The organism is Streptomyces sp. NPDC093097 (genome assembly GCF_044754325.1).
GTDB lineage: Bacteria > Actinomycetota > Actinomycetes > Streptomycetales > Streptomycetaceae > Streptomyces.
Window position 1 is genome coordinate 247,658 of record NZ_JBIVOW010000004.1, and the last position, 24,425, is coordinate 272,082.

17 protein-coding genes and 2 tRNA genes are annotated in these 24,425 nt (G+C 74.4%); 5 read left to right on the forward strand and 14 right to left on the reverse strand.

What is annotated here, in order from left to right:
• Positions 1-170: 170 nt before the first annotated feature.
• On the forward strand, positions 171-653 hold the full coding sequence (locus ACIQE0_RS08890; protein WP_402330076.1) for a GNAT family N-acetyltransferase: 483 nt from the start codon (positions 171-173) through the stop codon (positions 651-653).
• 25 nt (positions 654-678) lie between these two features.
• Here the strand turns inward: ACIQE0_RS08890 and ACIQE0_RS08895 are convergent, their stop codons facing one another.
• The 7 genes from ACIQE0_RS08895 to ACIQE0_RS08925 form a co-directional block, all read right to left on the reverse strand.
• Entirely contained in the window at positions 679-2,079 is a 1,401-nt protein-coding gene (locus ACIQE0_RS08895) for a M14 family zinc carboxypeptidase (RefSeq protein WP_366331326.1), read from the reverse strand.
• Positions 2,080-2,412: 333 nt separating this feature from the next.
• Positions 2,413-3,222 (reverse strand): TetR/AcrR family transcriptional regulator, encoded by an 810-nt coding sequence (locus ACIQE0_RS08900; RefSeq protein WP_402330078.1) that lies wholly within the window; start codon positions 3,220-3,222, stop codon positions 2,413-2,415.
• A 132-nt stretch (positions 3,223-3,354) separates the two neighbouring features.
• Positions 3,355-4,911, reverse strand: a complete 1,557-nt coding sequence (locus tag ACIQE0_RS08905) for an MFS transporter (protein ID WP_402330080.1) — start codon at positions 4,909-4,911, stop codon at positions 3,355-3,357.
• Positions 4,912-5,076: 165 nt separating this feature from the next.
• Positions 5,077-7,515, reverse strand: a complete 2,439-nt coding sequence (locus tag ACIQE0_RS08910) for an ArnT family glycosyltransferase (protein ID WP_402330082.1) — start codon at positions 7,513-7,515, stop codon at positions 5,077-5,079.
• Positions 7,512-8,873, reverse strand: coding sequence for a glycosyltransferase (locus ACIQE0_RS08915; RefSeq protein WP_402330084.1), 1,362 nt, complete (start codon positions 8,871-8,873; stop codon positions 7,512-7,514). Before ACIQE0_RS08915 ends, ACIQE0_RS08910 begins: the two co-directional genes overlap by 4 nt.
• Positions 8,821-10,509, reverse strand: a complete 1,689-nt coding sequence (locus tag ACIQE0_RS08920; RefSeq protein WP_402330318.1) for a sensor histidine kinase — start codon at positions 10,507-10,509, stop codon at positions 8,821-8,823. Before ACIQE0_RS08920 ends, ACIQE0_RS08915 begins: the two co-directional genes overlap by 53 nt.
• Positions 10,510-10,599: 90 nt before the next feature.
• Positions 10,600-11,301, reverse strand: coding sequence for a response regulator transcription factor (locus ACIQE0_RS08925; protein ID WP_366331431.1), 702 nt, complete (start codon positions 11,299-11,301; stop codon positions 10,600-10,602).
• Positions 11,302-11,907: 606 nt separating this feature from the next.
• Between ACIQE0_RS08925 and ACIQE0_RS08930 the strand changes: the two genes are divergently transcribed.
• Complete coding sequence (locus ACIQE0_RS08930; RefSeq protein ID WP_402330086.1) at positions 11,908-12,474, forward strand: NADPH-dependent FMN reductase; 567 nt, start codon at positions 11,908-11,910, stop codon at positions 12,472-12,474.
• 229 nt (positions 12,475-12,703) lie between these two features.
• On the opposite strand, the gene ACIQE0_RS08935 is transcribed toward ACIQE0_RS08930, so the two are convergent.
• Positions 12,704-13,546: a DUF2797 domain-containing protein gene (locus tag ACIQE0_RS08935; protein WP_402330321.1), complete on the reverse strand. Its 843-nt coding sequence runs from the start codon at positions 13,544-13,546 to the stop codon at positions 12,704-12,706.
• A 253-nt stretch (positions 13,547-13,799) separates the two neighbouring features.
• On the opposite strand from ACIQE0_RS08935, the gene ACIQE0_RS08940 reads away from it, so the two are divergent.
• The gene (locus ACIQE0_RS08940) at positions 13,800-14,474 is read left to right on the forward strand and encodes a hypothetical protein (RefSeq protein ID WP_402330088.1); all 675 of its coding nucleotides are present in this window, start codon (positions 13,800-13,802) and stop codon (positions 14,472-14,474) included.
• Positions 14,475-14,696: 222 nt separating this feature from the next.
• Here ACIQE0_RS08940 and ACIQE0_RS08945 read toward each other — a convergent pair.
• The 4 genes from ACIQE0_RS08945 to ACIQE0_RS08960 all read right to left on the reverse strand — a co-directional run bounded on the left by ACIQE0_RS08945 (position 14,697) and on the right by ACIQE0_RS08960 (position 16,874).
• Positions 14,697-14,769: transfer RNA gene (locus ACIQE0_RS08945), tRNA-Arg, on the reverse strand.
• 132 nt (positions 14,770-14,901) lie between these two features.
• A complete protein-coding gene (locus ACIQE0_RS08950; RefSeq protein ID WP_402330089.1) occupies positions 14,902-15,555 on the reverse strand; it encodes an HD domain-containing protein in 654 nt (217 codons plus the stop codon).
• 82 nt (positions 15,556-15,637) lie between these two features.
• Positions 15,638-16,657, reverse strand: coding sequence for a GlxA family transcriptional regulator (locus ACIQE0_RS08955; RefSeq protein ID WP_402330091.1), 1,020 nt, complete (start codon positions 16,655-16,657; stop codon positions 15,638-15,640).
• Positions 16,658-16,783: 126 nt separating this feature from the next.
• Positions 16,784-16,874 (reverse strand) — tRNA-Ser (locus ACIQE0_RS08960).
• Between the two features lie 283 nt (positions 16,875-17,157).
• Here ACIQE0_RS08960 and ACIQE0_RS08965 point away from each other — a divergent pair.
• Positions 17,158-17,661 carry an SSI family serine proteinase inhibitor gene (locus ACIQE0_RS08965; protein ID WP_402330093.1) on the forward strand — a complete coding sequence of 168 codons (504 nt, stop codon included), beginning with the start codon at positions 17,158-17,160 and terminating at the stop codon, positions 17,659-17,661.
• A gap of 192 nt (positions 17,662-17,853) precedes the next feature.
• Positions 17,854-21,729 (forward strand): PAS domain-containing protein, encoded by a 3,876-nt coding sequence (locus tag ACIQE0_RS08970; RefSeq protein WP_402330095.1) that lies wholly within the window; start codon positions 17,854-17,856, stop codon positions 21,727-21,729.
• A 49-nt stretch (positions 21,730-21,778) separates the two neighbouring features.
• Here ACIQE0_RS08970 and ACIQE0_RS08975 read toward each other — a convergent pair whose 3' ends face one another.
• Both ACIQE0_RS08975 and ACIQE0_RS08980 read right to left on the reverse strand, forming a co-directional pair.
• Positions 21,779-23,431: a long-chain fatty acid--CoA ligase gene (locus ACIQE0_RS08975; RefSeq protein WP_402330096.1), complete on the reverse strand. Its 1,653-nt coding sequence runs from the start codon at positions 23,429-23,431 to the stop codon at positions 21,779-21,781.
• A gap of 282 nt (positions 23,432-23,713) precedes the next feature.
• Positions 23,714-24,262 carry a SigE family RNA polymerase sigma factor gene (locus tag ACIQE0_RS08980; protein ID WP_366331297.1) on the reverse strand — a complete coding sequence of 183 codons (549 nt, stop codon included), beginning with the start codon at positions 24,260-24,262 and terminating at the stop codon, positions 23,714-23,716.
• Positions 24,263-24,425 lie beyond the last annotated feature (163 nt).

Sequence of the window (24,425 nt, forward strand, 5' to 3'; positions counted from 1 at the left end):
CGCCCCACCGACCGTCGCAGTCCGGCGCCCGTCCGACGAACCGGGCTGCGACGTCCCACCCCGTGGACCCGGACCGTTTCCCAACGGTCCGGGTCCACTCGTGCGCGGGCGCCCGCGGAGCCGGCGTAATTCGCTGGCCCGGGCCCCGTCGCCGGGGCTACGGTCCTGCGGTGGATATCGATGGAACGACGGTGATCCGCCCGGCAGTTGAGGGCGACGCGGCGGCGATCGCCCGCCTCCACCTGGCCTCGCGCGCGGCGACCATGCCGTATCTGCCGCCGCAGCGGCGCACGGAGGACGAGGTGACCCGCTGGATCCGGGAGATCGTGCTCCCGGAGTGCCGGACCTGGATCGCGGCGCGCGACGGCGAGCCCGTGGGCTACGCGGCCGTCGAGGACGCGCTGCTGGAGCAGCTCTACCTCCGCCCGGACGTCCTGCGCCAGGGCATCGGCACCCTCCTCCTCGACGAGGCCAAGCGGTACCGCCCCACGGGGCTGTCGCTGCACGTCTTCGAGCAGAACACCGGCGCCCGCGCGTTCTACGCCCGGCACGGCTTCACCGTCGTCGACCGCAGCGACGGCAGCCGCAACATGGAGCGGCTGCCGGATATGACGCTGCGGTGGACACCGCAGCGCGCGGCCGACGGGGACTGACCGCCGGCCGCGATGCGGCGCCGGGTCAGCGGCGGTGGGACGTCGTCCGGTACGGCGCCGCCGCCTGCTTCGCCGCGTACAGCAGGGCCGGCTTCAGCTTCGGCCAGAAGTAGCCGTCCTGGCAGGTGTACTTCGGGGTGAAGCCGGAGCAGCCGCGGCCGTCGCTGTCGCCGATCTCGATGGTGAAGCTGGCCAGTCCCAGCTTGTCGTAGGTCCAGTCGTCGGTGCCGCCGGACGCGTCGTAGAGGATCTCGCCGGCCTGTCCGGACTGGTAGCCGGTGAGCGAACCGAGCCGTCCGGCCAGCGCGCGGAGCGAGGCGTCGTTGCCGGTGTGCCGGGTGTGGTCGTCCTCCCAGGGGAACAGGACCATGCTCGCGTCGCTGTGGAGGCTGATCATCATGCCCTTGGCGGTGTCCGGCGCCGGATCGCCGTCGCCGGTGCCGGTGCGCACGGCCGGGTACAGCTTGCGGAACAGGCCCTCCAGGGCGCTGTTCTCCGGTTCGGAGTCGGCGGCCGGGCCCAGGTAGATCTCGCTGCACGGCTGGGTGGAGGTGCCCTCGCCGCCCCAGTGGCTGCCCGCGTTGCGGTTGAGGTCCACGCCGGTCTGGCCGTTCGCGCCGCACGTGCCCTTCGCGTCGTCGGCGTTCTTGCGCTGGAGGAGGGGGTGGTCGCCGCCCTGGGCGACGATGTCGACGCCGTCCGGGTTGGTGATCGGGACGACCCACATCTCGGTGGAGTCCATCAGGGCGGTGATGTCGGGGTCCTTGCCGTACTCCTTGGTCAGGGTGTCGATCCAGCGCCAGGAGACCTCACCGGTGGTGAGCTCGCGCGCATGGATCTGGCTCATCAGGAAGAAGCGCGGCTTGGGCGCCTTCGGATCGAGCCGGCAGTCCCCCTGCTTCATCTTGGTGAGGCAGACGGCCTTCAGATCGCGGCCGCCGCGGCCGTGCTCCTTGAGCCAGCTCTTCCCGTAGGTGACGACCTTCGCCATGTCCGGGTGCTGGGCGGCGACTTGGTCGAGGTGCGCGTAGTGCGCGTCGACGGTGTGGTAGCCGCCGTCGTAGGTGTCGTCGACCCCGCCGGTGGTGCGGGGCGGGCGCGGGGTGCGGGGCAGCGGCTGCTTCGTCGTCTCGACGGCCGTGGGGGCGAAGCCGAGCCGGCGCAGCCCGTCGGCGGTGCCCGGATCGCCCATGACGAACAGGTCGTCGCCCTGGCGGCGCTCCATCAGGTCGTATCCGGCGGAGATCAGTTTCTTCGCGTCCCCGCGGTCGTGGGTGGGGACGCGGTAGACGACCAGGGTGCGCGCGCCGGACGCGGCGGTGGGCTCCGGCGTACGGGCGAGGGCCGACGGGGACGCCGGGGTAAGGGCCGTAAGGGCCGCGACCATCGCTGCCGCGGCCGTGGTCACCAGGGATTTCCGGGGCATGGCTGGGCCTTCCGTGGGGGGTGTGGGGCACCTGCACACGGACGGGACACGCAACCGCGCGGCTCGCCCGCGACGGCTCCCGGAAGGCCGGACCGGTCGGCGCTCCGGACGCCTTGGTCGACGCAGAGGTATCGAGGGGCCTGGACGGATGGGAGGCATCGTGCCATGGGCATGCCACGCTGAGAAGGGAGCGTTCCGGGCGTTCTGACGACGAAGTCACCGGCGGGGCGCGGGAGTTCGGATGCGCGGGCGGCTTCCTGCATCCATGCCCCTGGACGGTGCGGCGGATACCTCTGCGGAGGTCTCCCCTGCGGAGGGCTGTTGCGGAGGCCCCTACGGGTGGCTCTTCGGCGGCGCGGGGGCCGGATCGGTCCCGCCCGCCTTCTCCCGCATCGCCTCGATGCCGGCGATCTGGAGGTCCAGGGCGAAGGCGAAGTCGCGGTCGAGCATCTCGCGGGCGCCGCCCTCGCTCGTGGCCCAGCCGGCACGGGAGGACAGGTCCATCGTCTCGGCGTACTCGGGCCGGTCCGAGATCGCCGAGACGAACTGGGCGACGTGCTCGTCGAGGCTGATGCCGGCGGCGCGGCAGCGGGCCTCGTGCAGGGACCGGATGGTCGCGAAGCCGTAGACGAACTGGAAGAGCGAGGCGAGGGCGCCGGAGGTGCCGTCCGGGCCCAGGCCGCTGCGGGCCATCACGCGCAGGGTGGCGTCGGAGAAGGCCGTGGAGCGCGGGCCGATGTTGAGGAACTCGCCGAGCAGCCGGGGCGCCCAGGGGTGGCGCAGCAGCACATCGCGGTAGGTCGTGGCCAGCTCGCGGAGCTGGTCGCGCCAGTCGGCGTCCGCGTCGGACTCGTCGGGCAGCGCCAGCTCGCCGGCCACCGCGTCCACGGCCCGTTCGAGCAGGTCGTCCTTGGTGTCGACGTACCAGTAGAGGGACATCGCGGTGACGCCGAGTTCGGCGGCGAGGCGGCGCATGGAGAACTTGGCCAGGCCCTCGTCGTCGAGCAGCCGGACGGTCGCCGCGACGATCCGGTCCAGGCCGAGTCCGGCCGGCTGCTCGGCCTTCCGCCGCAGCGGGGGGCGCTGGGTCAGCCAGACGCTGTGCGGCCGTTGCTCGGCGCGCCCGTTCGTCGCCGCTGCCATGGCGCCCCTCCTCGGGTCGTGCGGTTGGTGCAGGTGGTGCAGATCGTGCCGGTCGGACGGGGCGTCCGGGCCGGCCCACCCGGACGGTCACCGGTCCGGACGGGACAGGAAGCATCCCGTCCGGAACCGATGCTATTCCGCCGGCGCGGGGGCCGGCCGGGGGCCGGTGTCCTGGCCGCCGGCCGCGTCGCCGGTGCGCTCCGCGCGGCGCAGCAGCACCGCGGCGACCAGTCCGCCGAGGAAGACCGCGGCCGCGCCGACCAGTTGGCTGGTGCCGATGCCGGCGGCGAAGGCGTCGTGGACGGCGGTGCGCTCCTGCGCCGTGTGCGTACGGGCCAGGGCCGCGGGGACCGAGCCGGCGCCCGCGGCGACCAGCGGAAGCAGCGCGGCGAAGCGGGAGTTGAGCACCGCGCCGAGCACCGCGACGCCCAGGCCCTGGCCGAATTCCATCAGGGTGCCGTTGACCCCGGCACCGACGCCGGCCTTGGCGGGCGGGATCGCGGACATGATGGCGTTGGCCATCGTCGGCATCGCGATCGCCACACCGATGCCCATGACGATCAGGCCGAGCAGCATGCCGCCGTAGCCGTGCGCGCCGAACAGCGAGATCGCGGCGAGGCCGGCGGCCAGCAGCGTCATCCCGGTGACGATCATGCCCGGGGTGCCGAAGCGGGGCATCAGCCGGGCGCCCAGACCGGTGAAGTTGATCAGCACGACGGTCAGGGCGAGCGGCGCCATCCGCAGACCGGCCTCCAACGGCCCGTAGCCGAGCACCAGTTGGAGGTGCTGGGTGAGCAGGAACATCGAGCCGCCCAGCCCGAAGGCGACGAGGATGCCGCCGGAGACCGCGCCGATGAACCGGCGGTTGCGGAAGAAGTGCATGTCCAGCATGGGGTGCGGGACGTGCAGCTCCCAGAGGGCGAAGGCGGCCAGACCGAGGACGCCGACGGCGGCCGAGACCAGCACCCGGCCGGAGGCCCAGCCGTCCACCGGCCCGGAGATGATCGCGAAGACCACCCCGACCATGCCGACCATCGACAGCAGCGCGCCGAGCACGTCCGGCCGCTCACCGCCGCGGCTCTTGGACTCGGGCACCAGGGCGAGCACCGCCACGATGGCTATCGCCGCGACCGGGAGGTTGACCAGGAACAACGACCCCCACCAGAAGTGGTCGAGCAGCGTCCCGCCGATCAGCGGGCCGGCGGCGAAGCCCAGGGAGTTCACCGAGCTCCAGATGCCGATGGCCTTGGGGCGCTCGGCGTCGTCGAAGATCTGCATCACCACGGCGAGGGTGGTGGTCACCAGCAGCGCGCCGCCGATGCCCATCCCGGCGCGGGCGGCGATCAGTTGGCCGGGGGCCTGGGCGAGGGTGGCGGCGAGCGAGGCGAGGCCAAACAGTGCGAGGCCCGTGACGAGCATCTTCTTGCGGCCGTAGCGGTCGGCGGAGTTGCCGGCGATCAGCAGCAGACCGGACTGGACCAGCGAATAGGCGTTGAGCATCCACTGGACGTCGGCCGTGGTCGCGCCCAACTCCCCGGTGAGGGACGGGACCGCGACGTTCAGCACGGTGTTGTCGAGGATGACGGTGAGCTGGGCGAGGCAGATGACGGCCAGGATCAGCCAGCGGGTGGCGGGCCGGCCCGGTGGCTGGAGAGGGGTGGCGGTGGCATCGGGGGCCACGGCGGACATACGAGCTCCCTGTACGGTGCGAGCGGATGACTTACACCGTACAGGGACTCTTATACGCCGTACATGTGATTTACGTGGGTGGAGGCGGGGTGAAGGCGGGGCGGAGGGGCCCGGACGTCGTCAGCCCGTCCGCCCCGGCCCCGTTCCCCGACCCCGCCTCCTCGGCTACGCCTTCCGCTGCGTCAGGTCGTAGAAGGTGGCGCCGCCCGCGGTGACCTTGGTGAAGGTCTTCTCCACCCAGGCGCTGATCTCGGCCGCGGGGCCCTGCTGCCCGAAGCCGCCACCGGGCATCCCCTGGCCGCCGGCCCGCTTGCCGGCGGTGCCGCCGGTCGCCTCCGCGCCGCCCGCGGTGGTGCGGGAGCCGCCGCGGAAGCGGTCCCGCTCACCCCCCGCGATGAAGTAGTGGATCTTCCCCTCCGCGACGTACCGCTTGAACTGGGCGAGGGTCGGCGACGGGTCGCTCCCGTTGAAGCCGCCGATCGGCATCACCGGCTTCTGGGTGGCCAGTTGGTAGCTCGCGGCGTTCTGGGAGCCGATGGCGGCGGCGGCCCAGGTGTACTGGTCGGCCTTCTGCTCCACCAGGCGCTTGGCCTGGGCGCTCACCGTGGCGCCGTCGAGCAGGCCGCCCATCCCGCCGTGCGCCTTGCCGCCGTGCCCGGCACCGCCGCCCGGGACCCCCGGGCCGCCGGGGGGCTGGCCGGGGAAGCCCTGGCCACCGGGGAAGCCCCGTCCGCCGGGAAGACCCTGCCCGCCGGCCGCCCCCGCGCCGCCCGGGCGCTTCCCGCCGGCGCCGCCCGGCAGACCGCCCGGCGGGAAGCCCTTGGCCCCGCCCTGCCCGCGCATCCACCCCGCGCCGCCGGGGAAGCCCCGGCCGCCCTCGACCGCCGGACCGGCGGTGATGATCGAGCCGCCCTTGGGGGTGTGCACGGTGTCCAGGGTGTACGCGAGGGGGCCGGCCAGCGCCGTCGCCACCGCGAGCCCGCCCGCGGCCCCGGCCATGGCGCGGGCCGAGCGCGGACGCGCCGGCGCGCCGTCCCGCACGCCGTCCTGCGCGCCTTCCTGTGCGTCGTCCTGTGCGTCGTCCCGCGAAGCGTCCTGCGCACCGTTCCGCACACCGCCGCCCATGGACAGCAGGAGCCCCAGCGCCGCCAGCAGCCCCAGCGCCAGCACCACCCACCGCAACCACGGCAGCCACTCCGGCGACCGGTCCAGCAGCACGTACGACCAGACCGCCGTCACCGCGGCGACCGCGGCCGGCACGATCCGCGCGAGCCGGCCGCCGCGCCGCCACACCAGCACCGTGCCCATGCCGACGAGCGCCGCGATGTACGGGGCCAGCGCGATGTTGTAGTACTGGTGGAAGATCCCGGACATGAAGCTGAAGATCGTGAAGGTCATCAGCAGCGCGCCGCCCCACACCAGGAACTCCGCCCGCTGCGCGGCCTGTTCGGCGTCGATCGCGCGCCGCGCCCGCCACAGCACGCACACCGCCACGACCAGCAGGATCAGCGCGGCCGGCAGCAGCCAGGAGATCTGGCCGCCCATGTCGGAGGAGAACAGCCGGGTGATCCCGGTCTGGCCCCAGCCGCCCCCGCCCCCGCCGCCCGGCCCGTGATGGCCGCCGCCGACGCTGCCCCGCTCGTTCCCGGAGATCCGCCCCAGCCCGTTGTAGCCGAACGTCAGCTCCAGGAAGCTGTTGGTCTGCGAACCGCCCACGTAGGGCCGCGCCGACGCCGGCAGCAGCTCGACGATCGCCACCCACCAGCCGCACGAGACCACCAGCGCCAGCCCGGCCAGCAGCAGTTGGCCCAGCCGCCTGCGCAGCGCGACCGGCGCACAGCACGCGTAGACCACGGCCAGCGCCGGCAGGATCAGCCACGCCTGGAGGGTCTTGGTGAGGAAGCCCAGCCCGAAGCAGAGCCCGGCCAGCAGCAGCCACCGGGTCCGCCCCGCCTCCAGGGCGCGCAGCACACAGGCGATCGCGCAGACCATCAGCAGGCACAGCAGCGCGTCGGGGTTGTTGAAGCGGAACATCAGCGCGGCGACCGGGGTGAGCGCCAGCGTCCCGGCCGACAGCAGCCCCGCCGCCGCCCCGAACCGGCGCCGCACGGAGGCGTGGAGCACCCCGACGGTGGCGACGCCCATCAGCGCCTGCGGCACCAGCACCGCCCACGGGCTCAGCCCGAAGAGCCGCACCGAGAGCGCCATCGGCCAGAGTGCGGCCGGCGGCTTGTCCACGGTGATGGAGTTCGCCGCGTCCGAGGAGCCGAAGAAGAACGCCTTCCAGCTGACGCTGCCGGCCTGGACGGCGGCCGAGTAGAACTGGTTGGCGTACCCGGACGCCGAGAGGCCCCACACGTACAGCACCGCGGTGACCGCCAGCAGCGCGAGCAGCGCCGGGCGGGCCCAGCGCGGGTCCTCCGGGTGGCCCCGGACGATCCGTCGGGCGAGACCGCGGGGCGCGCCCCCGTCGCGGTCCTCGTGCTGGTCCGCCTGCGGGCCGTCCGTCGCCGTCGGTTCCGCTGCGGGGTCCGGCGCGCTGTCCGCTGCCGTCCTCGGGGCCATCGTTCGCTCCTGGTGCGTCATGTGTGGACGAGTGCTCATCGAGCACTCCTGCTCAGGTTGTTCCGGTCGTTGCGGTCGCTCCCGGTGTTCCGGTCGCTCCCGTCGTGCGCGCCGGTGCCGCCGGCGCCCGCCGGCCGGGCCGCCGCCTCCCGCCGCTCCGGGAACACCCAGGCGCGGAACAGCAGGAAGCGCAGCACCGTGGCCGCGAGGTTGGCGGCCACCAGCACGGTCAGTTCGCTGGTGTGCGTGGGGCTGCCGGTGGCCGCGTTCAGGGCCGCCAGCGATCCGCTGGTCAGCGCCAGCCCGATGGCGAAGACCACCAGGCCCTGCGCCTGGTGGCGGACCGCCCCCTCCCGCCCCCGCACCCCGAAGGTCAGCCGCCGGTTGGCGGCCGTGTTGACCAGGGCCGACACCAACAGGGCGACGGCGTTGGCCAGTTGGGAGCCCATCTCCAGCCGGCAGAGGGAGTACAGGCCGAGGTAGAGCGCCGTGCACAGCGCCCCCACGGCGCCGAACCCGAGGACCTGCCGGGCCAGACCGCGCGGCACGCCGGACAGCTCCCGGTCCCTGGGGTCGTCGCCGAACGGCCGGGCGAGCCGGTCCAGCGGCAGCGCACCGGTGGCCAGCGCCCGCCCCACCCGCCAGACGCCCTTGAGGTCGTCGGTCGCGGTGCGGACGAGGTGGACGGTGCTGTCGGGGTCGTCGACCCAGTCCACCGGCACCTCGTGGATCCGCAGCCCGGCCCGCTCGGCCAGCACCAGCATCTCGGTGTCGAAGAACCACCCGGTGTCCTCGACCATCGGCAGCAGCCGGCCCGCGACATCGCCGCGGATGGCCTTGAAGCCGCACTGCGCGTCGGAGAAGCGCGCGGCGAGCGACCCCCGCAGGATGAGGTTGTAGGTGCGCGAGATGAACTCCCGCTTCGGCCCGCGGACCACCCGCGCGCTCCGGCTGAGCCGGGAGCCGATCGCCAGGTCCGAATGCCCCGAGATCAGCGGCGCCACCAGCGGCAGCAGCGCGTTGAGGTCGGTGGACAGATCGACGTCCATATAGGCCAGCACCGGCGCCTCGGACAGCGACCACACCGTGCGCAGCGCCCGGCCGCGGCCCTTCTGCTCCAGCCGTACCGCGGTGACATGGTCCATCTCGTCGTCCAGCCGGGCGGCGATCCGGGGCGTGTCGTCGGTGCTCGCGTTGTCCGCGATGGTGATCCGGAAGCCGTACGGGAAGGTGCGGACCAGATGGTCGTGCAGCCGGCGCACACAGCGTTCGAGGTCCTTCTCCTCGTTGTAGACCGGGATCACGACATCGAGGACGGTCTCGATCTGGCCCGGACACAGATGCTCACGTGGCGGCAGGGAACCCAGCGGTGTCGGGGTCGGCGGTGGCGTCGTCATGACCACGACCGTCGCCGACCGGCCTGTCACCGCCGTGTGGTGAAGCTGTGGGCCGGCTGTGAGGTGGCGGCGGGACCGGGCGCGCACCGGGCGCATGGGCCCCGCGTGCGCCGTCCCCGGCGTCCGGCAGCGTCACCGTGAACACCGTGCGGCCCGGTACGCTCGCCATCCCCACCGTCCCGCCGTGCGCGGCCACCACCGCCTCCACGATGGCCAGGCCCAGCCCCGTACTGCCCCCGCTCCGGCCGCTGCCCGCGCTGCGCGAACGGGACGCGTCGCCCCGCGCGAACCGTTCGAAGACGTGCGGCAGCAGCTCGCCCGGAATCCCGGGGCCGTCGTCCTCCACCTCCAACTGGACGGCCGGCCGGCCCCGTTGGGGATCGTATGCATCCCGGGAAGCCTGGACGCCTCCCCGGACGGGGTACGCCGCCCCCTCCGCACCCGGCCGTCCCACGCCTCGCACGACCCGCACCCGGGCCGTCACCGTCGTCCCCTCCGGTGTGTGCGTGCGCGCGTTGGCCAGCAGGTTGACCAGGATCTGGGGCAGCCGGTCGGCATCGCCGCGCACCAGCGCCGGAGCGTCCGCGTCCGGCAGCTCCAGCCGCCAGCGGTGGCCCGGACCGGCCGCCCGCGCATCGCTCACCGCGTCCACCACCAGCGGCGCGAGGTCCACCGTGGCGTACGAGAGCGGGCGCCCGGAATCCAGCCGGGCGAGCAGCAGCAGGTCCTCCACCAGGCCCGTCATCCGCTCCGCCTCGGACTCGATCCGGCCCAGCGCGTGCCGGGTCTCCGGCCCCGGCCGCTCCGGCCCGCGCCGGGTCAGCTCGGCATAGCCGCGGATCGACGCCAGCGGCGTCCGCAGCTCATGACTGGCGTCGGCGACGAACCGCCGCACCCGCGTCTCGCTCTCCTGGCGCGCCGAGAGCGCCGAACCGACGTGGCCCAGCATCCGGTTGAGCGCCGCCCCGACCTGCCCCACCTCCGTACGGGCGTCGGCCTCGGCCGCCGGGACCCGGACGTGCAGCGCCACCTCGCCCTGATGCAGCGGGAGTTCGGACACCCGGGTCGCGGTCGCGGCGACCCGCCGCAGCGGACGCAGCGCGATCCCGACCATGGCCGACCCCGCGATCCCGGCCGCCACCAGCCCCGCGCCCGTCACACAGCACTCGATGAGGACCAGCCGCCCCACCGTGTCGTCCACCTCGCGGAGCGGCATCCCCAACACCAGCGCGCCGTCCTTGGCGTACTGCACGCGGTACGGGCCGAGCCCGGGCAGATGCCGGCTGTGCGGCTCACCGTCCCGGGGCACCGCGGACAGCACCGCGAGCTGCGGCGCGCTCAGCGAGGTCAGCCGCTCCGACGGTATCCGGCTCGTCGAGCGGTTCATCCGCGCACCGGCGCCCAACGTGCCGTCCGGGGCCACCCGCGCCCCCACCGACCCGAAGGGCTGGCCGGGCATGGCCACGAACTCCAGCGCCTCGTTCCGCCGCGGATCGTGCGGCCGCGGCAGCTCCGCCCGGATGATCGCGTCGACCAACTGGTCGTCCAGATGCCCCTGGAGGTACGAGTGCAGCGCGACCGCGGTGACCGTGCTGATCACCGCCGCCACCACGGCGATCAGCGCCACCGCCGACACCACCAGCCGCGTCCGCAACGTCCAGCGCCGCCGCCCCCGACGTCCGACGGTCCCGGAAGACCCCGCGACCTCGGAAGGCCCCACCGCCCGCTACCCGGCCGGCTTGATCAGATAGCCCGCACCCCGCCGGGTGTGGATCATCGGCTCCCGTCCGGCGTCGATCTTCCGCCGCAGATACGAGATATACAGTTCGACGACATTGGCCTGCCCCCCGAAGTCATAGCTCCACACCCGGTCCAGGATCTGCGTCTTGCTGAGCACCCGCCGCGGGTTCCGCATCAGATAGCGCAGCAACTCGAACTCCGTGGCCGTCAGATGGATGTCCTGGCCGTCCCGCCACACCTCATGGCTGTCCTCGTCCAGCACCAGGTCGCCCACGGTCAGGAGCGACTCGCTGCGCATCGTCGCCGCGCCCGCCCGCCGCAGCAGCCCGCGCAGCCGGGCCACCACCTCCTCCAGGCTGAACGGCTTGGTGACGTAGTCGTCGCCCCCCGCCGTCAGCCCGGCGATCCGGTCCTCGACCGCGTCCTTGGCGGTCAGGAACAGCACCGGGACGTCCGGCAGTTCGTTCCGCAGCCGGCCGAGGACGGTCAGCCCGTCCATGTCCGGCAGCATCACGTCCAGCACCACCGCGTCCGGCCGCCAGCTCCTGGCGCACCGCAGCGCGCTCGCGCCGTCGCCCTCCGCCTTGATGTCCCAGCCCTCGTACCGCAGCGCCAGCGACAGCAGATCCGCCAGCGAGGACTCGTCATCCACGACCAGCACCCGCACCGGACCGCCGTCGGCCCGCAACAGCTCCGGCTGCCTGCCGGGCACCCGGCCGGACGCCTTGCCGGGCGCCCTCACGGAGGACGAACCCGAGACCTGCGCACGGTGCAAAGGTGAGGACGTCGACGAAGTCAGGGTCATGCCGGGAGCCTGACCCGCCCCTCTGAAAGCTCCCTTGCCGGTTTCTGTGAATCTCCTGAGAATCTCCCCTTCCCTCGGTCAAGCCCCCGTCAAGCCCCCGCCCGCACCACGGCGCGCCCCGACGCCGGCCGCCCCGCCAGGCACCCGCCGGGCACCGCCGGCCCTCCCCCCTCAACGCCCTGGAGGCCCATGCCCCCAGCCCCCCGGCCCCCCTCTACGCCTCGAATACGCCGGACGCCCCGGACGCCCACAGGCAGCAACCCGGCCGTCGAACCAGCCTGGGCCGCCCCCCGCGCGGCCCAGACCGATCACCTGCCCTCAGCATCCCACCCCCCACTGACAATCCCCCCGACCTGCGCTTTCACGATCCGTCAACAGGCTTGCAGGGCACGCCCGTCGACACCGTCCAGGCGACCTCCCTCCCCGCCCCGCGCACCGCTCCCCCGTTCACCCCCACCCACCGCCGCCCCACCCCGTAACGTTAGCCGCATGCCCCGACTCCTGGCCCTCTCCGGCAGCCTCCGCGCCCGCTCCTCCAACGGCGCCGTCCTGCGCTCCGCCCTGGAACTCTTCGACGGCCCCACCGCCACCGCCGACATCGGCGCGCTCCCCCACTTCAACCCCGACCTGGACGGCGAGGACGCCACCCCGCCCGCCCCTGTCGCGGCCCTGCGCACGGCCGTCGCCGGTGCCGACGCCCTGCTCGTCGTCAGCCCGGAGTACGCGCACGGGGTCCCCGGCGTCCTCAAGAACGCCCTCGACTGGCTGGTCAGCAGCGGCGAATGCGTCGACAAGCCGGTCGCCGTGATCACCGCCTCCCCGTCCCCCACCGGCGGCGACCACGCCAACGCCCAACTCCGCGAAACCCTGCGCATGATGACCGGCAACGTCATCGCGGACGCCTGCCGCGAACTCCCCGCCATCGGCCCGAAGATCGACCCCACCGCCGAACGCGTCGCCGATGAGCCGACCCTCACCGACCTCCGCACCGCCATGTCCCACCTGGCCGCCGCAACCACCCCCGCCACCCCGGCAGGCCCTCTCACCACCCCGTAGCCGCCCCCTGGGCCCGGTCGTCACACTTCCCGTCAGCCGGTCGCCGCCCGGCACACCGAGAGCCCGCACCGGACACCGCCCAGCCCACACCCCGGGCGGACAACGGAGCTGTGCCGACAGGCCCCGGCCGGAAACCCACCAGCCACCTCAACCCCGCACGCCACCACCCCCAGCACACCCACTCCCAACTCACCCACCCCGCCGCACTCCAACTCACCCCAACTCACCCTCAAAACAACCCTTCCTGCTCCCCTCCCCGCTCCCGCCCCCGCTCCGCCGCCCACCGCACCGGCACCGTCGTCACCGTCCCCCGGGCCGCCCCCAGCACCCACCCGGACAGCACCCGCGCATCCAGCACGGCAACCGCTCCGCCACCCTCGCCGCCACCGGCCGCCGCCAGCCGCAGGTACACATCGGGCCCCGCCCCGGCCACCACCTCACCCACGACCTCCGCCCCGGCCGTCAGCCCGCCCAGCTCCGCGACCTCGCCGGCCGCCGGCAACCGCTCCAGCCCGAACAGCTCCGCGTGATCGACCGACGCGAACCCGACCGGCTCCAACGTCTCCGGCCAGCCCGCCAACTCCAGCGCCACGCCATGCAGTCGCGCCAGCTCGGCGGCCCGCTCCGGCAGCGGCGGCAGCGCCCCGCGCGCCGCCCGCTTGGCCTCCTTGCCGAACCGGTCCGGAACCCCCAGCGCACTCCCCAGCAGCGCCTCCGCCCGCCGCGCCGCCATCAGCGGCCCGCGCCCCAGCCAGGCGTACGCCACCGCCCCCTGCTCCACCAGCCGCGCCGCCCCGCGCTCCGCGGCCGTGATCCCCACCTTGACCAGCCCCGGCCCGAAGTACGCCAGGTAGACGCCGTACGGGCGCGGGTCATCGGCCATGGTGTCCGCCGCCACCGACCGCGACCGGTCCAGCTGCGCACACCGCGCGCACTGGCTCTTCACCCCCTCCCCCTCCAGCACCGCGCCGTACGGGCAGACGATCCACCGCCCGGCCCGCCGCACGCCCAGGCACCGCCGCTCCCCGACCGCCGCGAACGCCAGCGCCTTCCCCGCCGGCAACGGACTCATCCGCTCGGCATCCCGCTCCGCGCAGTACCACCCGAGCCGCTGACCGACCCGCTCCACCGTCCCGGCCTCCGGCCCACCGCCCGACCACCGCGGCCCCGTACATCGCCACACACCGCCAGCGTACGACCGCCCACCGACAATCCCCACGCCCACCGACCGTCACTCACCCACCCGCCGACCCCCGCCCCTCAACTCCCCCTCCCTCCACACCACTTACTACTCCTTGCCCCTTCCCCCCATGCAAAATCTCCCCATGCCCACCCACCGCCTGATCTCCGTCATCGGCAACAGCCCCGGCGTCGGCAAATCCACCCTCTGCCGCTCCCTGGCCGCCTGGCTCGGAGAATCCGGGGCCACCGTCGAGCACTTCGCCGAGGCCGACATCCTCACCCACCCCGCCTTCCGCCCCGTCGCCGAGGAATTCGCCGCCGGCGCCCACGGCGTCCGCCCCGAAACCCTGGTCGCCGCCACCCGCACCTACGTCACCGAAGCCCGCGCCGCCGGCACCGACTTCCTGGTCACCAACGCCCTCCTCCCCTTCATCCCCTCCCTCGTCGCCTGGGGCCACGACGAACCCGCCCTCACCCGCTTCCTCCAGGACCTGGTCGCCGCCGTCCACCCCACCGAGGTGACCGTGGTCTACGTACAGGACGACCCCAGCACCGCCCTCCGCCGCGCCATCGACCGCGAGGGCCCCGCCTGGGAGAACTGGTACATCGCCCGGCTCGCCGACTCCCCCGGCACCGCCACCGTCCACGACCTCGACTCCGCCGCCGCCCACCTCCGCGCCGAAACCGCCCTCACCCACCGCCTCCTCGCCACCGCCCCCTGGCACGTCCTCCCCGTCGACACCACCACCCGCACCGCCCCCGAAACCGCCACCCACACCCGCACCGAACTCACCAAACTCCTCAACCTCACCCCCTGACCCCAACCCGAGGGCCCCGCCGAGGGATCAGCGGGACCCTGGGCCTGATGCGCCCTTCCCCCCGCCCTCACGCGCCCACAACACGGGCCACCCCGCCCCGAGAACACGTCAGCCACCACCCACCACATGACGCCGCCGCCCCAAGACGGTTGCCGTCACCACCCGCGTCCACGCAAACGCCGAAGGCCCCGTCGATCTCTCGACGGGGCCTTCGACTTGCTGTGCGCTCGGCAGGATTCGAACCTGCAACCTTCTGATCCGTAGTCAGATGCTCTATCCGTTAAGCTACGAGCGCTTGGCTTCTCGGCGGTTTTTCTTGCCGGTCGGCGTTGCGAGAACAACATTACATGACCTGGGCCGTTAGGCGAAATCCCCTTCCCGCACCGCCTCTGACCTGGGGAAATGTCGTTTCGCTCGGATCTGGGGGTCAGGCGGGCCAGGGGGAGTCCTCGATGATCCGGACGAAGTTCTGGCGGGTGTAGCCCGCTTCGAAGCGTTCCAGGACGTCGGCCTTGACGTTGCCGAAGGTGGTCTGGGGGCGGTGGGCCAGGCCGGCGTGGAAGGCGCGGAGGATGCGCCGCTTGAAGTCGGGGCGGGGATGGGCGGCGAGGACGGCCTCGCGGGTTTCCCGGGGCAGGTCGGCGTAACCGATGCCGAGGACGTCGAGTTCGACGCCGGCGGTGACGAGGGCCACCTCCGGGGCCATGTGGTGCGGGATCTCGGGCGTGGTGTGCAGGGCGATGCCCTCCCAGACGAGGCGGGCGCGATCCTCCGGGACGCCCCGGGCGGTGAGGAAGGCGCGGGCCTCGTCGGCGCCGTCGAGTTCGAAGCGCTGCTGGGAGGTGCGGAACTTCTCGGTGAGGCCGAGGTCGTGGAAGAGCGCGCCCACGTAGAGCAGCTCGGGGTCGAAAGCCAGCCGGTGGCGGAGGCCGTGGTGGGCACCGAAGAGGTAGACGCGGTGGGAGTGGTGGTAGATCAGGTCGTCGGTGAGGTCGCGGACCAGTTCGGTGGCCTCGCGGACCAGCCGGCTGTCCGGGACGGGGATGCCGGCGAGGGTGTTGGGGGCTTCGTCGGGAGTCATATGACCAGGGTCACCCGGGGGTGGGGGTCGGCGCCCGGTGTGCAGGGGACGGATGGCCCACAGATGGGGACATGCGGGGCGGTCAGCGGGTGGTGGTGCAAAAGCGCGCGCGGTAGGCGGAGGGGGTCACGCCCAGGCGGCGGAGGAAGAGGCGGCGGAGGGTCTCGTCGCTGCCGATGCCGGTGCGGCGGGCGGTGGCGGTGGCGCTCTCGCCGTTCGCGAGGAGGGTCTGGGCGGCCTCCAGGCGGACGGCCTCGACGTAGCCGGCGGGGGTGGTGCCGGTGTGCTCGCGGAAGAGCCGGGCGAGATGGCGGGGGCTGAGGCCGGCCTTGGCGGCCAGCACGGTGTTGGAGTGGTCGGCGGCCGGGTCGGCGGCGATCTCGTCCAAGAGGGCGCGCAGCGCGTCGTGGCGGGGCCGCGGGGTGCGGGCCGGCACCGAGAACTGGGACTGGCCGCCCGGGCGCTGCATGAACACCACCAGGTCGCGGGCGACCTCGCGGGCCAGCCCCGGCCCCTCGTCGGCCTCCACGAGGGCCAGCGCGAGGTCGATGCCGGCCGAGACCCCGGCGGAGGTGAAGAGGTGGCCGTCGCGGACGTAGATCGCGTCGGGGTCGACGGAGAGGGTGGGGTGGCGGGCGGCGAGGGTGGCGGTGTGGCGCCAGTGGGTGGTGGCCCGCCGGCCGTCGAGCAGTCCGGCACCGGCCAGGGCGAACGCCCCGGCGCAGACGGAGGCGACCCGGCGGGAGCGGCCGGCCAGGGTGCGGACCGCGTCCAGCAGCCCGGGCGGGAAGCGGCCCTGGGTGAGTTCCTCGGCGCCGGGGACGAGGACGGTGTCCAGGGGAGGGGCGCCGCTCTCCGGCATCCCCGCGTCGACCGCCAGGCGGGTGCCGGAGGCGGTGGTGACGGCGCGGCCGTCGGGGGAGCACAGGTGGATCTCGTAACGGCCGCCGAGCCGGGCGGCGGCGCTGAAGACCTCCAACGGGCCGGTCACATCGAGCAGTCGGGCGCCCTCGAAGGCCAGCATCACGATGTGGCGGGCGGCGGGTGCGCCGTGCCGCACGGGCGCGGGCCGGGGCGGGGGCGGCGGGCTCGGCAGGGGCATGAGCGGCAGCGTAGGGGGCGGGGCGGGCGCACCGCGCTGCCCTTTCGGGGCGGCGCGCGGGGCCGGAGTACGCAAAAAGCTCCGGGCCCGGTCGTGATCGACCGGGCCCGGAGCTGAATGCACAAGCGGAGGCGGAGGGATTTGAACCCTCGATGGGCGTTAAAACCCAAACCGCATTAGCAGTGCGGCGCCATAGACCGGACTAGGCGACGCCTCCACTACACCTTCACGCGCGTGCTGCGCGCTGTGGCGTGACCAGATGATGACACAGCCCTGCGGCTCGCCACCAATCGCCCCCTACGGTACTCGGCCCGCGGGCCACCCGGCAAAGACGTTCCTGCGGCGCAACGTCGCGGCCGGCGGGGCGTTAGAGAGACGGGGCCGCGCGTCCGCACGCGTGTCGTGCGCCCCCGGCGCGTACGACCGCGTACCGCCGTCCGTCCCGTGCGGACCCGTACCGCGCACCCCCGTGCGCCCGCACTCTCCCCCTGGAGCCCGTGATGTCCCGTCGCCGGATCCCGTCCCGGTCGCTGTCCCTGCTCGTCGCGGCGGCCGCCGCCGTGTGCGCGCTCCCCGCGTTCGCCGCCGCGCCGGCCGCCTCCGCCGCCCCGATCCCGCTGCCGCACCACGACGACCTGCTTCTCGCCGGCTCCCCGGCGCTCGGCGGGGCGCGCGGCGACCACCTCACGATCACCGTCACCGGGTCCGGGTCGCCGCGCACGGACGGCACGTTCCAGCTGTACTGCCATCCGCACGGCGGGAACCACTTCGCCGCGGGGCCCGCCTGCGACCGGTTGGACCGCATGACGCGCTGGGGCCGGGACACCTTCGCGCCCGTTCCGCGGGGCGCGCGGTGCACGATGATGTACGGCGGTCCGGCGCGGGCGCACGTAAGCGGGACGTGGGCCGGGCGGCCGGTCAACGCCGACTTCCGGCGCACCAATGGGTGTGAGATCGAACGCTGGGGGCGCTTCGAACCCATGCTCCCCAAGACCGTTTCCTGACCCGGTTCGTGGCGGAGTAGCGCGCCAGGTCAGGACGAGGGGGCACATGTCGGGCGTGCGGCGAGTCGCGCCGGGGCGCGGCATTAACCAGGGCGTCATCCGCCTCCGCCTCCCCGGCATGTGGTCGTAGACTCCTGTCCCAGCGATCGCCGTGACGGTCGGCAAGATGCGGTAACAGGGAGGAAGCGTCTCGTGAGCAGCAGGCCATCCCGAGGCGCTGCTCGCCTCGCAGCCATACTGGACGCCCTCCCCGACGCGCTGCTGCTCGTCAACTGCAACGGCACCGTCGTCAACGCCAACGCCATCGCCCTGGAGATGTTCGAGACCCCGGGCACCGCCCTGGTCGGTCGCGGTCTCCTCGATCTGCTGCCGACCTTCGACTCCAAGCGGATCCCGGGCTCGATGCGGCGCCGGGACGAGGAGGTCGAGGGCCGGACCAAGCCGACGCGGATGATCGCGCGGCGCACCGACGGCACCGAGCTGCTGGTCGAGGTGACCAGCGCCAACCTGGAGGACGGCCGCACCCCGTACGAGTCCGCCTTCGAGGCCGCCTACGCCGACCACCGCAACGGCTATACGGGCAACGAACTGCTGATGCTCGTGGTGCGCGACCTGTCCGGGACGCTGGACACCGAGACCGAGCTGGCGCGCCAGCAGCGGCAGACGGAGATGATCCTGCGGGCCGCGGCGGAGGGCGTGGTCGGCGTCGACTCCGAGGGCCGGGTGGTCCTGGTCAACCCGTCCGCCGCGCAGATCCTCGGCTACCGGGCGAGCGAGCTGGGCGGCAAGGAGCTGCACCCGCTGGTCCACCACTCGCGGCCGGACGGTTCGACGCTGCCGTGGGAGGAGACCCCGCTCGCCGACACCCTCAAGTCGGGCCGCAAGCACCGGGTCCGCGGACAGGTGCTGTGGTCCAAGGACGGCCGTGCGGTCGCCGTGGATCTGACCACCGCGCCGGTGCGGGACGGCGACCAACTGGTGGGCGCGGTGATGACGTTCACCGACCGGCGGCCGTTCGACGCGCTGGCGGCGCGTCAGGCGCAGCTGCTGGCCGTCCTGGGGCGGTCGCTGCGCGGCCCGTTGGAAGAGCTGAGCGGCGAGTTGAGCACCCTCGCCTCCGATCCGGCCGGCCAGTTGTGGCCCGAGGCGAACCAGATCCTGCACCACCTCGCGGCCGGGCACGCCCGGATGACGACGCTGGTGGACAACGTCCTCAGCTACCAGCAACTGGACGCCGGCAAGACGAAGCTCGACCTCACCAGGGTGTCGCTGGACAAGGTGGTCGCGGCCGGCGTGGAGGGCGCGATCGAGCTGATCGGCCCGGGCCGGGCGCAGTTCGCGGTGCACGCGCCGCCGATAGCGGCACGGGTCGACGCGGAGCGGCTGGCGCAGGCGCTGGCGCATCTGATCGCGGACGTCGCGGGGGTGGACTCCACGGGCCGGACGCCGACCGGGCCCGCCGCGGCGGGCGGGCGGCCGGTGCCCGGCGACTCCACGATCGTGGTGGCCGCGGCCAAGCGCGGCCAGGTCGTACGGATCGAGGTGCGCGGGCCGTTCAACGGCGGCGACCCGGTCCACGGGCCGATCGTCCGCGGCATCGTGCGGATGCACGACGGGCTGATCCAGACGCACGAGGTGCCGGGCAGCGCCGGCGCGGGCGGCCGCGCGTACGTGCTGGAACTGCCGGTGCTGATCGACGAACCGGAGCCGGCGCAGGACGAGGAGCCGGCCGAGGGCGCCGAGAAGGCCGAGGACGGCGCTGAGGAGGCCGAGGGGGAGGCCGCGGCCCCGGAGGGTCCGGAGACCGACGGCGGCGGCCAGAAGGGCGCCGAGGAGCCGTCCTCGGGTACGGACACGGAGGGCGGTACGGACGGCGGGCAGCCGACCGGGCGGCGCCGGGCCCGGCACTCGGGCGGTGCGGCGGCCCCCGCGGCGGACGGCTCGCAGGGCGGCGAGGCGGCGCCGAGCGGGCGTCGCCGGGCGCGGCCGGCGTCCGAGGTTCCGGCGCTGCCGGCGCCGGCCGACGCCGGTGACGGGGCCCCGGCCGGCGGTCCGGCGAACGCGCTGACGCCCTCGGCCGCCCCGGCCCTCGGCCCGGTCCCGCCCCAGGGTCAGCAGCCGGCACCGCAGCCGGCGCAGCCGCAGGCGGCGCCCGCCGGGCAGCTTCCGGCCCGTGCCCCGGCGATGGCCGGCGGCCGGCGGGCCCGCCGTGCGCTGGCCGAGGCCCCCGAGCGGCCCGCCGAACCGAACGCGCCCGCTCAGGGCGCCGACGTACCGCAGCAGTCCGGCCGGCCGGCCGGCCAGGCTCCCGCCGGGCAGCGGTCGCCGTTCGCGCTGCCGCCCGCCCAGGCGGACCGGCCACCGCAGGCGCCGGCCGACCGGCCGGCGCTGCCCGCGATCTCCGGCGGGGTGCCCGTCCGCACCGGTGCCCCGGTGGAGGCCGGCCCGCAGGACGCTCCCGGTACGGGGCGGCGGCGGGCCCGCCGGGTGGTGGCGGCCGGCCCGGAGGCGGCCGCCGGCCGGGTGGCCACCCTGACCGACTCCCCTGACGCACCGGACGGTTGGGACACCGAGCCGACCGGCCGGCGGCGGGCCCGCCGGGCCGCCGCCGAGGAGCGCGCGGCCGCGGCGATGGCCGACTCCGAGGCGTCCGGCACGTTCGTGGCCGGGCCCGAGGGCCTGGTCCCGCAGCAGTCCGGTCCCGCGGACCCGGACGCGCCGGCCGAGGCGACCGGTACGGGCACCGGGGCCGCCCCCGGTGTGCCGGGTGCCCCCGCCCCGTCCGCGCCCACCGGGCGCCGCCGCGGCCGCCCCAGCCCCACCGAGGAGGCCGCCCCGGCGCCCGCGCAGGGCGCCCCGGCGCCGTCGCGGGGCCCGGCGCCCGCCGCGGCACGGCAGCCGCTGCCGCCCGCCGAGGAGGACTCCGGGCACACCGCAGGGCGGGCGTTCAGCGTGCGCACGCTCGGCCAGGGCGTGCCGTTCGCCCAGCAGTTGGCCGACCCGCAGCGCCAGGCGGCGCAGCCCGGCCCGGTCCCGCCGGGCAGCACCAGCACGCCGCCGGGCGGCACCCCCGCCGGTTCCGGCCGCCGCCGCAAGCTCGCCACGCCTCCGCCGGAGGGCGAGCGCGGCACCGCCGACGAGGCCGCCGCGCCCGGTGCCCCGCCGCAGCCGTCCGCCCGGCCCAAGCAGACGGCCCCGCAGCCGCACCTCCTGGACTCCGGTGAGGGCCGCGCGTTCGCCATCTCGGCGCCCGACGAGGGCAGCGAGGGGCCCGAGCCGCTGGACGGTCCGAACGGCGCGGTCGAGGTGACCGAGCGTCCGCAGCAGCCGATGGACGACGAGTTGCCCCCGGAGCCGCTGGACAACCCGCGCCGGCTGCTGGTCTGGCCGGCGCCCGACGCCGCCACCCGGCAGGCGCTCACCGACCGCGGCTACCGCCCGGTGATCGTCAACTCCCGTGAGGAGGTGGACGCGCAGATCGCCGCGTATCCGGCGGCGCTCTTCGTGGACCCGCTGACCGGCCCGATCACCCGCACCGCGCTCCAGTCGCTGCGCCAGGCCGCCGGCGCCGCCGAGGTGCCCGTGCTGGTCACCGCCGGGCTGGGGCACGCGAGCCGGGACGCCGCGTACGGCGCGGACCCGGCCGTGCTGCTCAAGGCGCTCGCCCCGCGCGACAGCGAGCAGCACCCGGCGCGGGTGCTGCTGATCGAGCAGCACGAGGCCGTCGCCGGCGCGCTGACCGCGTCGCTGGAGCGGCGCGGCATGCAGGTGGCCCGGGCCGAGGCGGACGCCGACGCGGTCGCGGTCGCCGCCCAGCTGCGGCCCAACCTCGTCGTGATGGACCTGATGCAGGTGCGCCGCCGGCGGGCCGGCATCGTGGACTGGCTGCGTGCCAACGGGCTGCTCGACCGCACCCCGTTGGTCGTCTACACCTCCGCCGAGCTGGACCAGGCCCAGCTGGCGGGGCTGGCCTCCGGGGAGACGGTGCTCTTCCTGGCGGAGCGCTCCACCGTCCCCGAGGTGCAGACCCGCATCGTGGACCTGCTGGCGAAGATCGGCACCAACTGACCGGCCGGGCCCGCCGGGTAGCCCTGCCCGACGGGCCCGGGCACCGGCGTCACCGCAGCAGCGTCACGTCCAGCTCGCCGTCCGCGTACTGCCGCCGCAGCACCTTCTTGTCGAACTTGCCCACGCTGGTCTTCGGCACCGCCGGGACCACCGTCCACCGCTCCGGCAGCTGCCAGCGCGCGACCTGCTCGCCGAGGAACGCCCGCAGCTCCTCGTAGTCGGGCGTCGCGCCGTCGGCCACCACCACGACCGCCAGCGGCCGTTCGCCCCACTTCTCGTCCGGGACGGCCACCACCGCGGCCTCCGCGACCCCCGGGTGGGCCATCAGGTGGTTCTCCAACTCGACCGACGAGATCCACTCGCCCCCGGACTTGATGACGTCCTTGGCCCGGTCGGTCAGGGTCAGATAGCCGTCCGGCGTGATCGTGCCGACGTCGCCGGTGCGCAGCCAGCCGTCCGGACTGAACTTGTCCTCCGGGCGCAGCGCTTCGCCCTGCGCGCCGCCGTAGTACGCGCCGGCGATCCACGGGCCGCGCACCTCCAGCTCGCCCGCGGCGGCGCCGTCCCAGGGCAGTTCCTCGCCGGCCGGGCCGATCAGCCGGGCCTCGACGGAGGCCGGGAAGCGGCCCTGGGTGGCGCGGTAGGCCCACTGCTCCTCGCCGCTCACGCCGGCCGGCGGATGGGAGACGCAGCCCAGCGGCGAGGTCTCGGTCATGCCCCAGGCGTGCACCACGCGGATCCCGTGCCGCTCCTCGAAGCCCCGCATCAGGGCCGGCGGGCAGGCGGAGCCGCCGATGACGACCGTCCGCAGGCAGGCCACGTCCCGCTTGCGGGCGTCGAGTTCGGCCAGCAGGCCCTGCCAGATGGTCGGCACCGCGGCGCCTATGGTGGGCCGCACCGTCTCGATCATCTCGGCGAGCGGCGCGGGCTGGAGGAAGCGGTCCGGCATCAGCAGCGAGGCGCCGGCCATGAACGAGGCGTGCGGCAGCCCCCAGGCGTTGACGTGGAACATCGGCACCACGGGCAGCGCGACGTCCCCCGCGGCGAGCGCGAACGCCTCCGCGGTGTTGACCTGGAGCGAGTGCACGTACAGCGAACGGTGGCTGTAGAGCACGCCCTTGGGCTCGCCGGTGGTCCCGGAGGTGTAGCAGAGCGCCGCGGCCTCGCGCTCGTCGATCTCGGGCCAGTCGTAGTGCTCCGGGCGGCCGGCGAGCAGCTCCTCGTAGTCATGGACCCGGGCGTGGGCGCCGGCCAGCGGGGCGCGGTCACCGGGGCCGACGACGACCACGTGCGCCACCTTGGGCAGGTGCGGCAGCAGGGGTGCCAGCAGCGGGATCAGCGTGCCGTTGACGAGGACGACGCGGTCCTCGGCGTGGTTGACGATCCAGGCGAGCTGCTCGGGCGGGAGCCGGAGGTTGAGCGTGTGCAGCACCGCCCCCATGGACGGGATGCCGAGGTACGCCTCCATGTGCTCGCTGTTGTTCCACATGAGCGTCCCCACCCGCTCTTCGGTGGCCACGCCGAGTTCGTCGTGGAGCGCGTGCGCCAGCTGCGCGGCCCGGCGGCCGATCTCGGCGAAGGTGCGGCGGTGCGGCTCCGCCTCGCCGGTCCAGGTGATGACCTGCGCATCTCCATGGACCGTGGCCCCATGGGTGAGGATCCGCGAGACCGTGAGCGGTACGTCCTGCATCGTGCTGAGCACCGTGTTGCCTCCGCTGTGTTACGGGCGGGTAGTGGTGCTGCGATTGTCAAGGTGTACCTGGCGGTATGTCACGCCTTGGTGTCCTGTTCTTTTCCCCACAGGCCGGAATCGGCCGGGAAACCGTGCCCGGTCGGCGTGGTCCTGGGGGGAGGCACGCGCGGGCGCGTCGGTCAGCCGTAGGGGCGGAGCACGCCGGTGTCGAAGACGAACGCGAAGGGCTCGGGGATGTGCACGCCCTCACCCGCCGCCCGGGCCGGCCCCGTCGCGCTCGCGGTGCCCCCGCTAAGCGACCCGGCTCAGGCCCAGGACGGCCAGTTCCGGGTCCTCGCGGAGCTTGGCCAGGGCGCGGGAGACCGCGCTCTTGACCGTGCCGACGGAGACCTCCATGACCTCGGCAGTCTGGGCCTCGCTGAGGTCCTCGTAATACCTGAGGACGACCATCGCGCGCTGCCGCGCCGGCAACCGCATGATGGCGCGCCACATCGCGTCGCGCAGGCCCTGGAGCTCGGCGGGGTCCGGGGCGGGGACCGGGTCCGGTTCGGGGAGCTCGTCGCAGGCGAACTCCTCGACCTTGCGCTTGCGCCACTGCGAGGTACGGGTGTTGATCAGCGCGCGGCGGACGTAGCCGTCCAGCGCGCGGTGGTCCTCGATGCGCTCCCAGGCCACGTAGGTCTTGGTGAGCGCGGTCTGGAGGAGGTCCTCGGCGTCGTTCGGGTTCGAGGACAGGGACCGCGCGGCGCGCAGCAGGACCGGCCCCCGGGCCCGTACGTAGGACGCGAACGACGGGAATGTCGCGGCCGTCGAGGCGCTGGTGCACACAGACGTGGTCATGGGCTCCACGCTAGGAGTGGAGGGGGCCGCGGGCGTCGCCCCAAGGTGCCGAAGCGGCGTCCCTCTCAAGTTGTACGGGCGGGTCCGCCCCCACCTCCTCAGGGGGGAGCGCAGGGGGTACTCCCCTAGGGCATGTCGTCAAACTTGCGCCTGCCGTGCGACG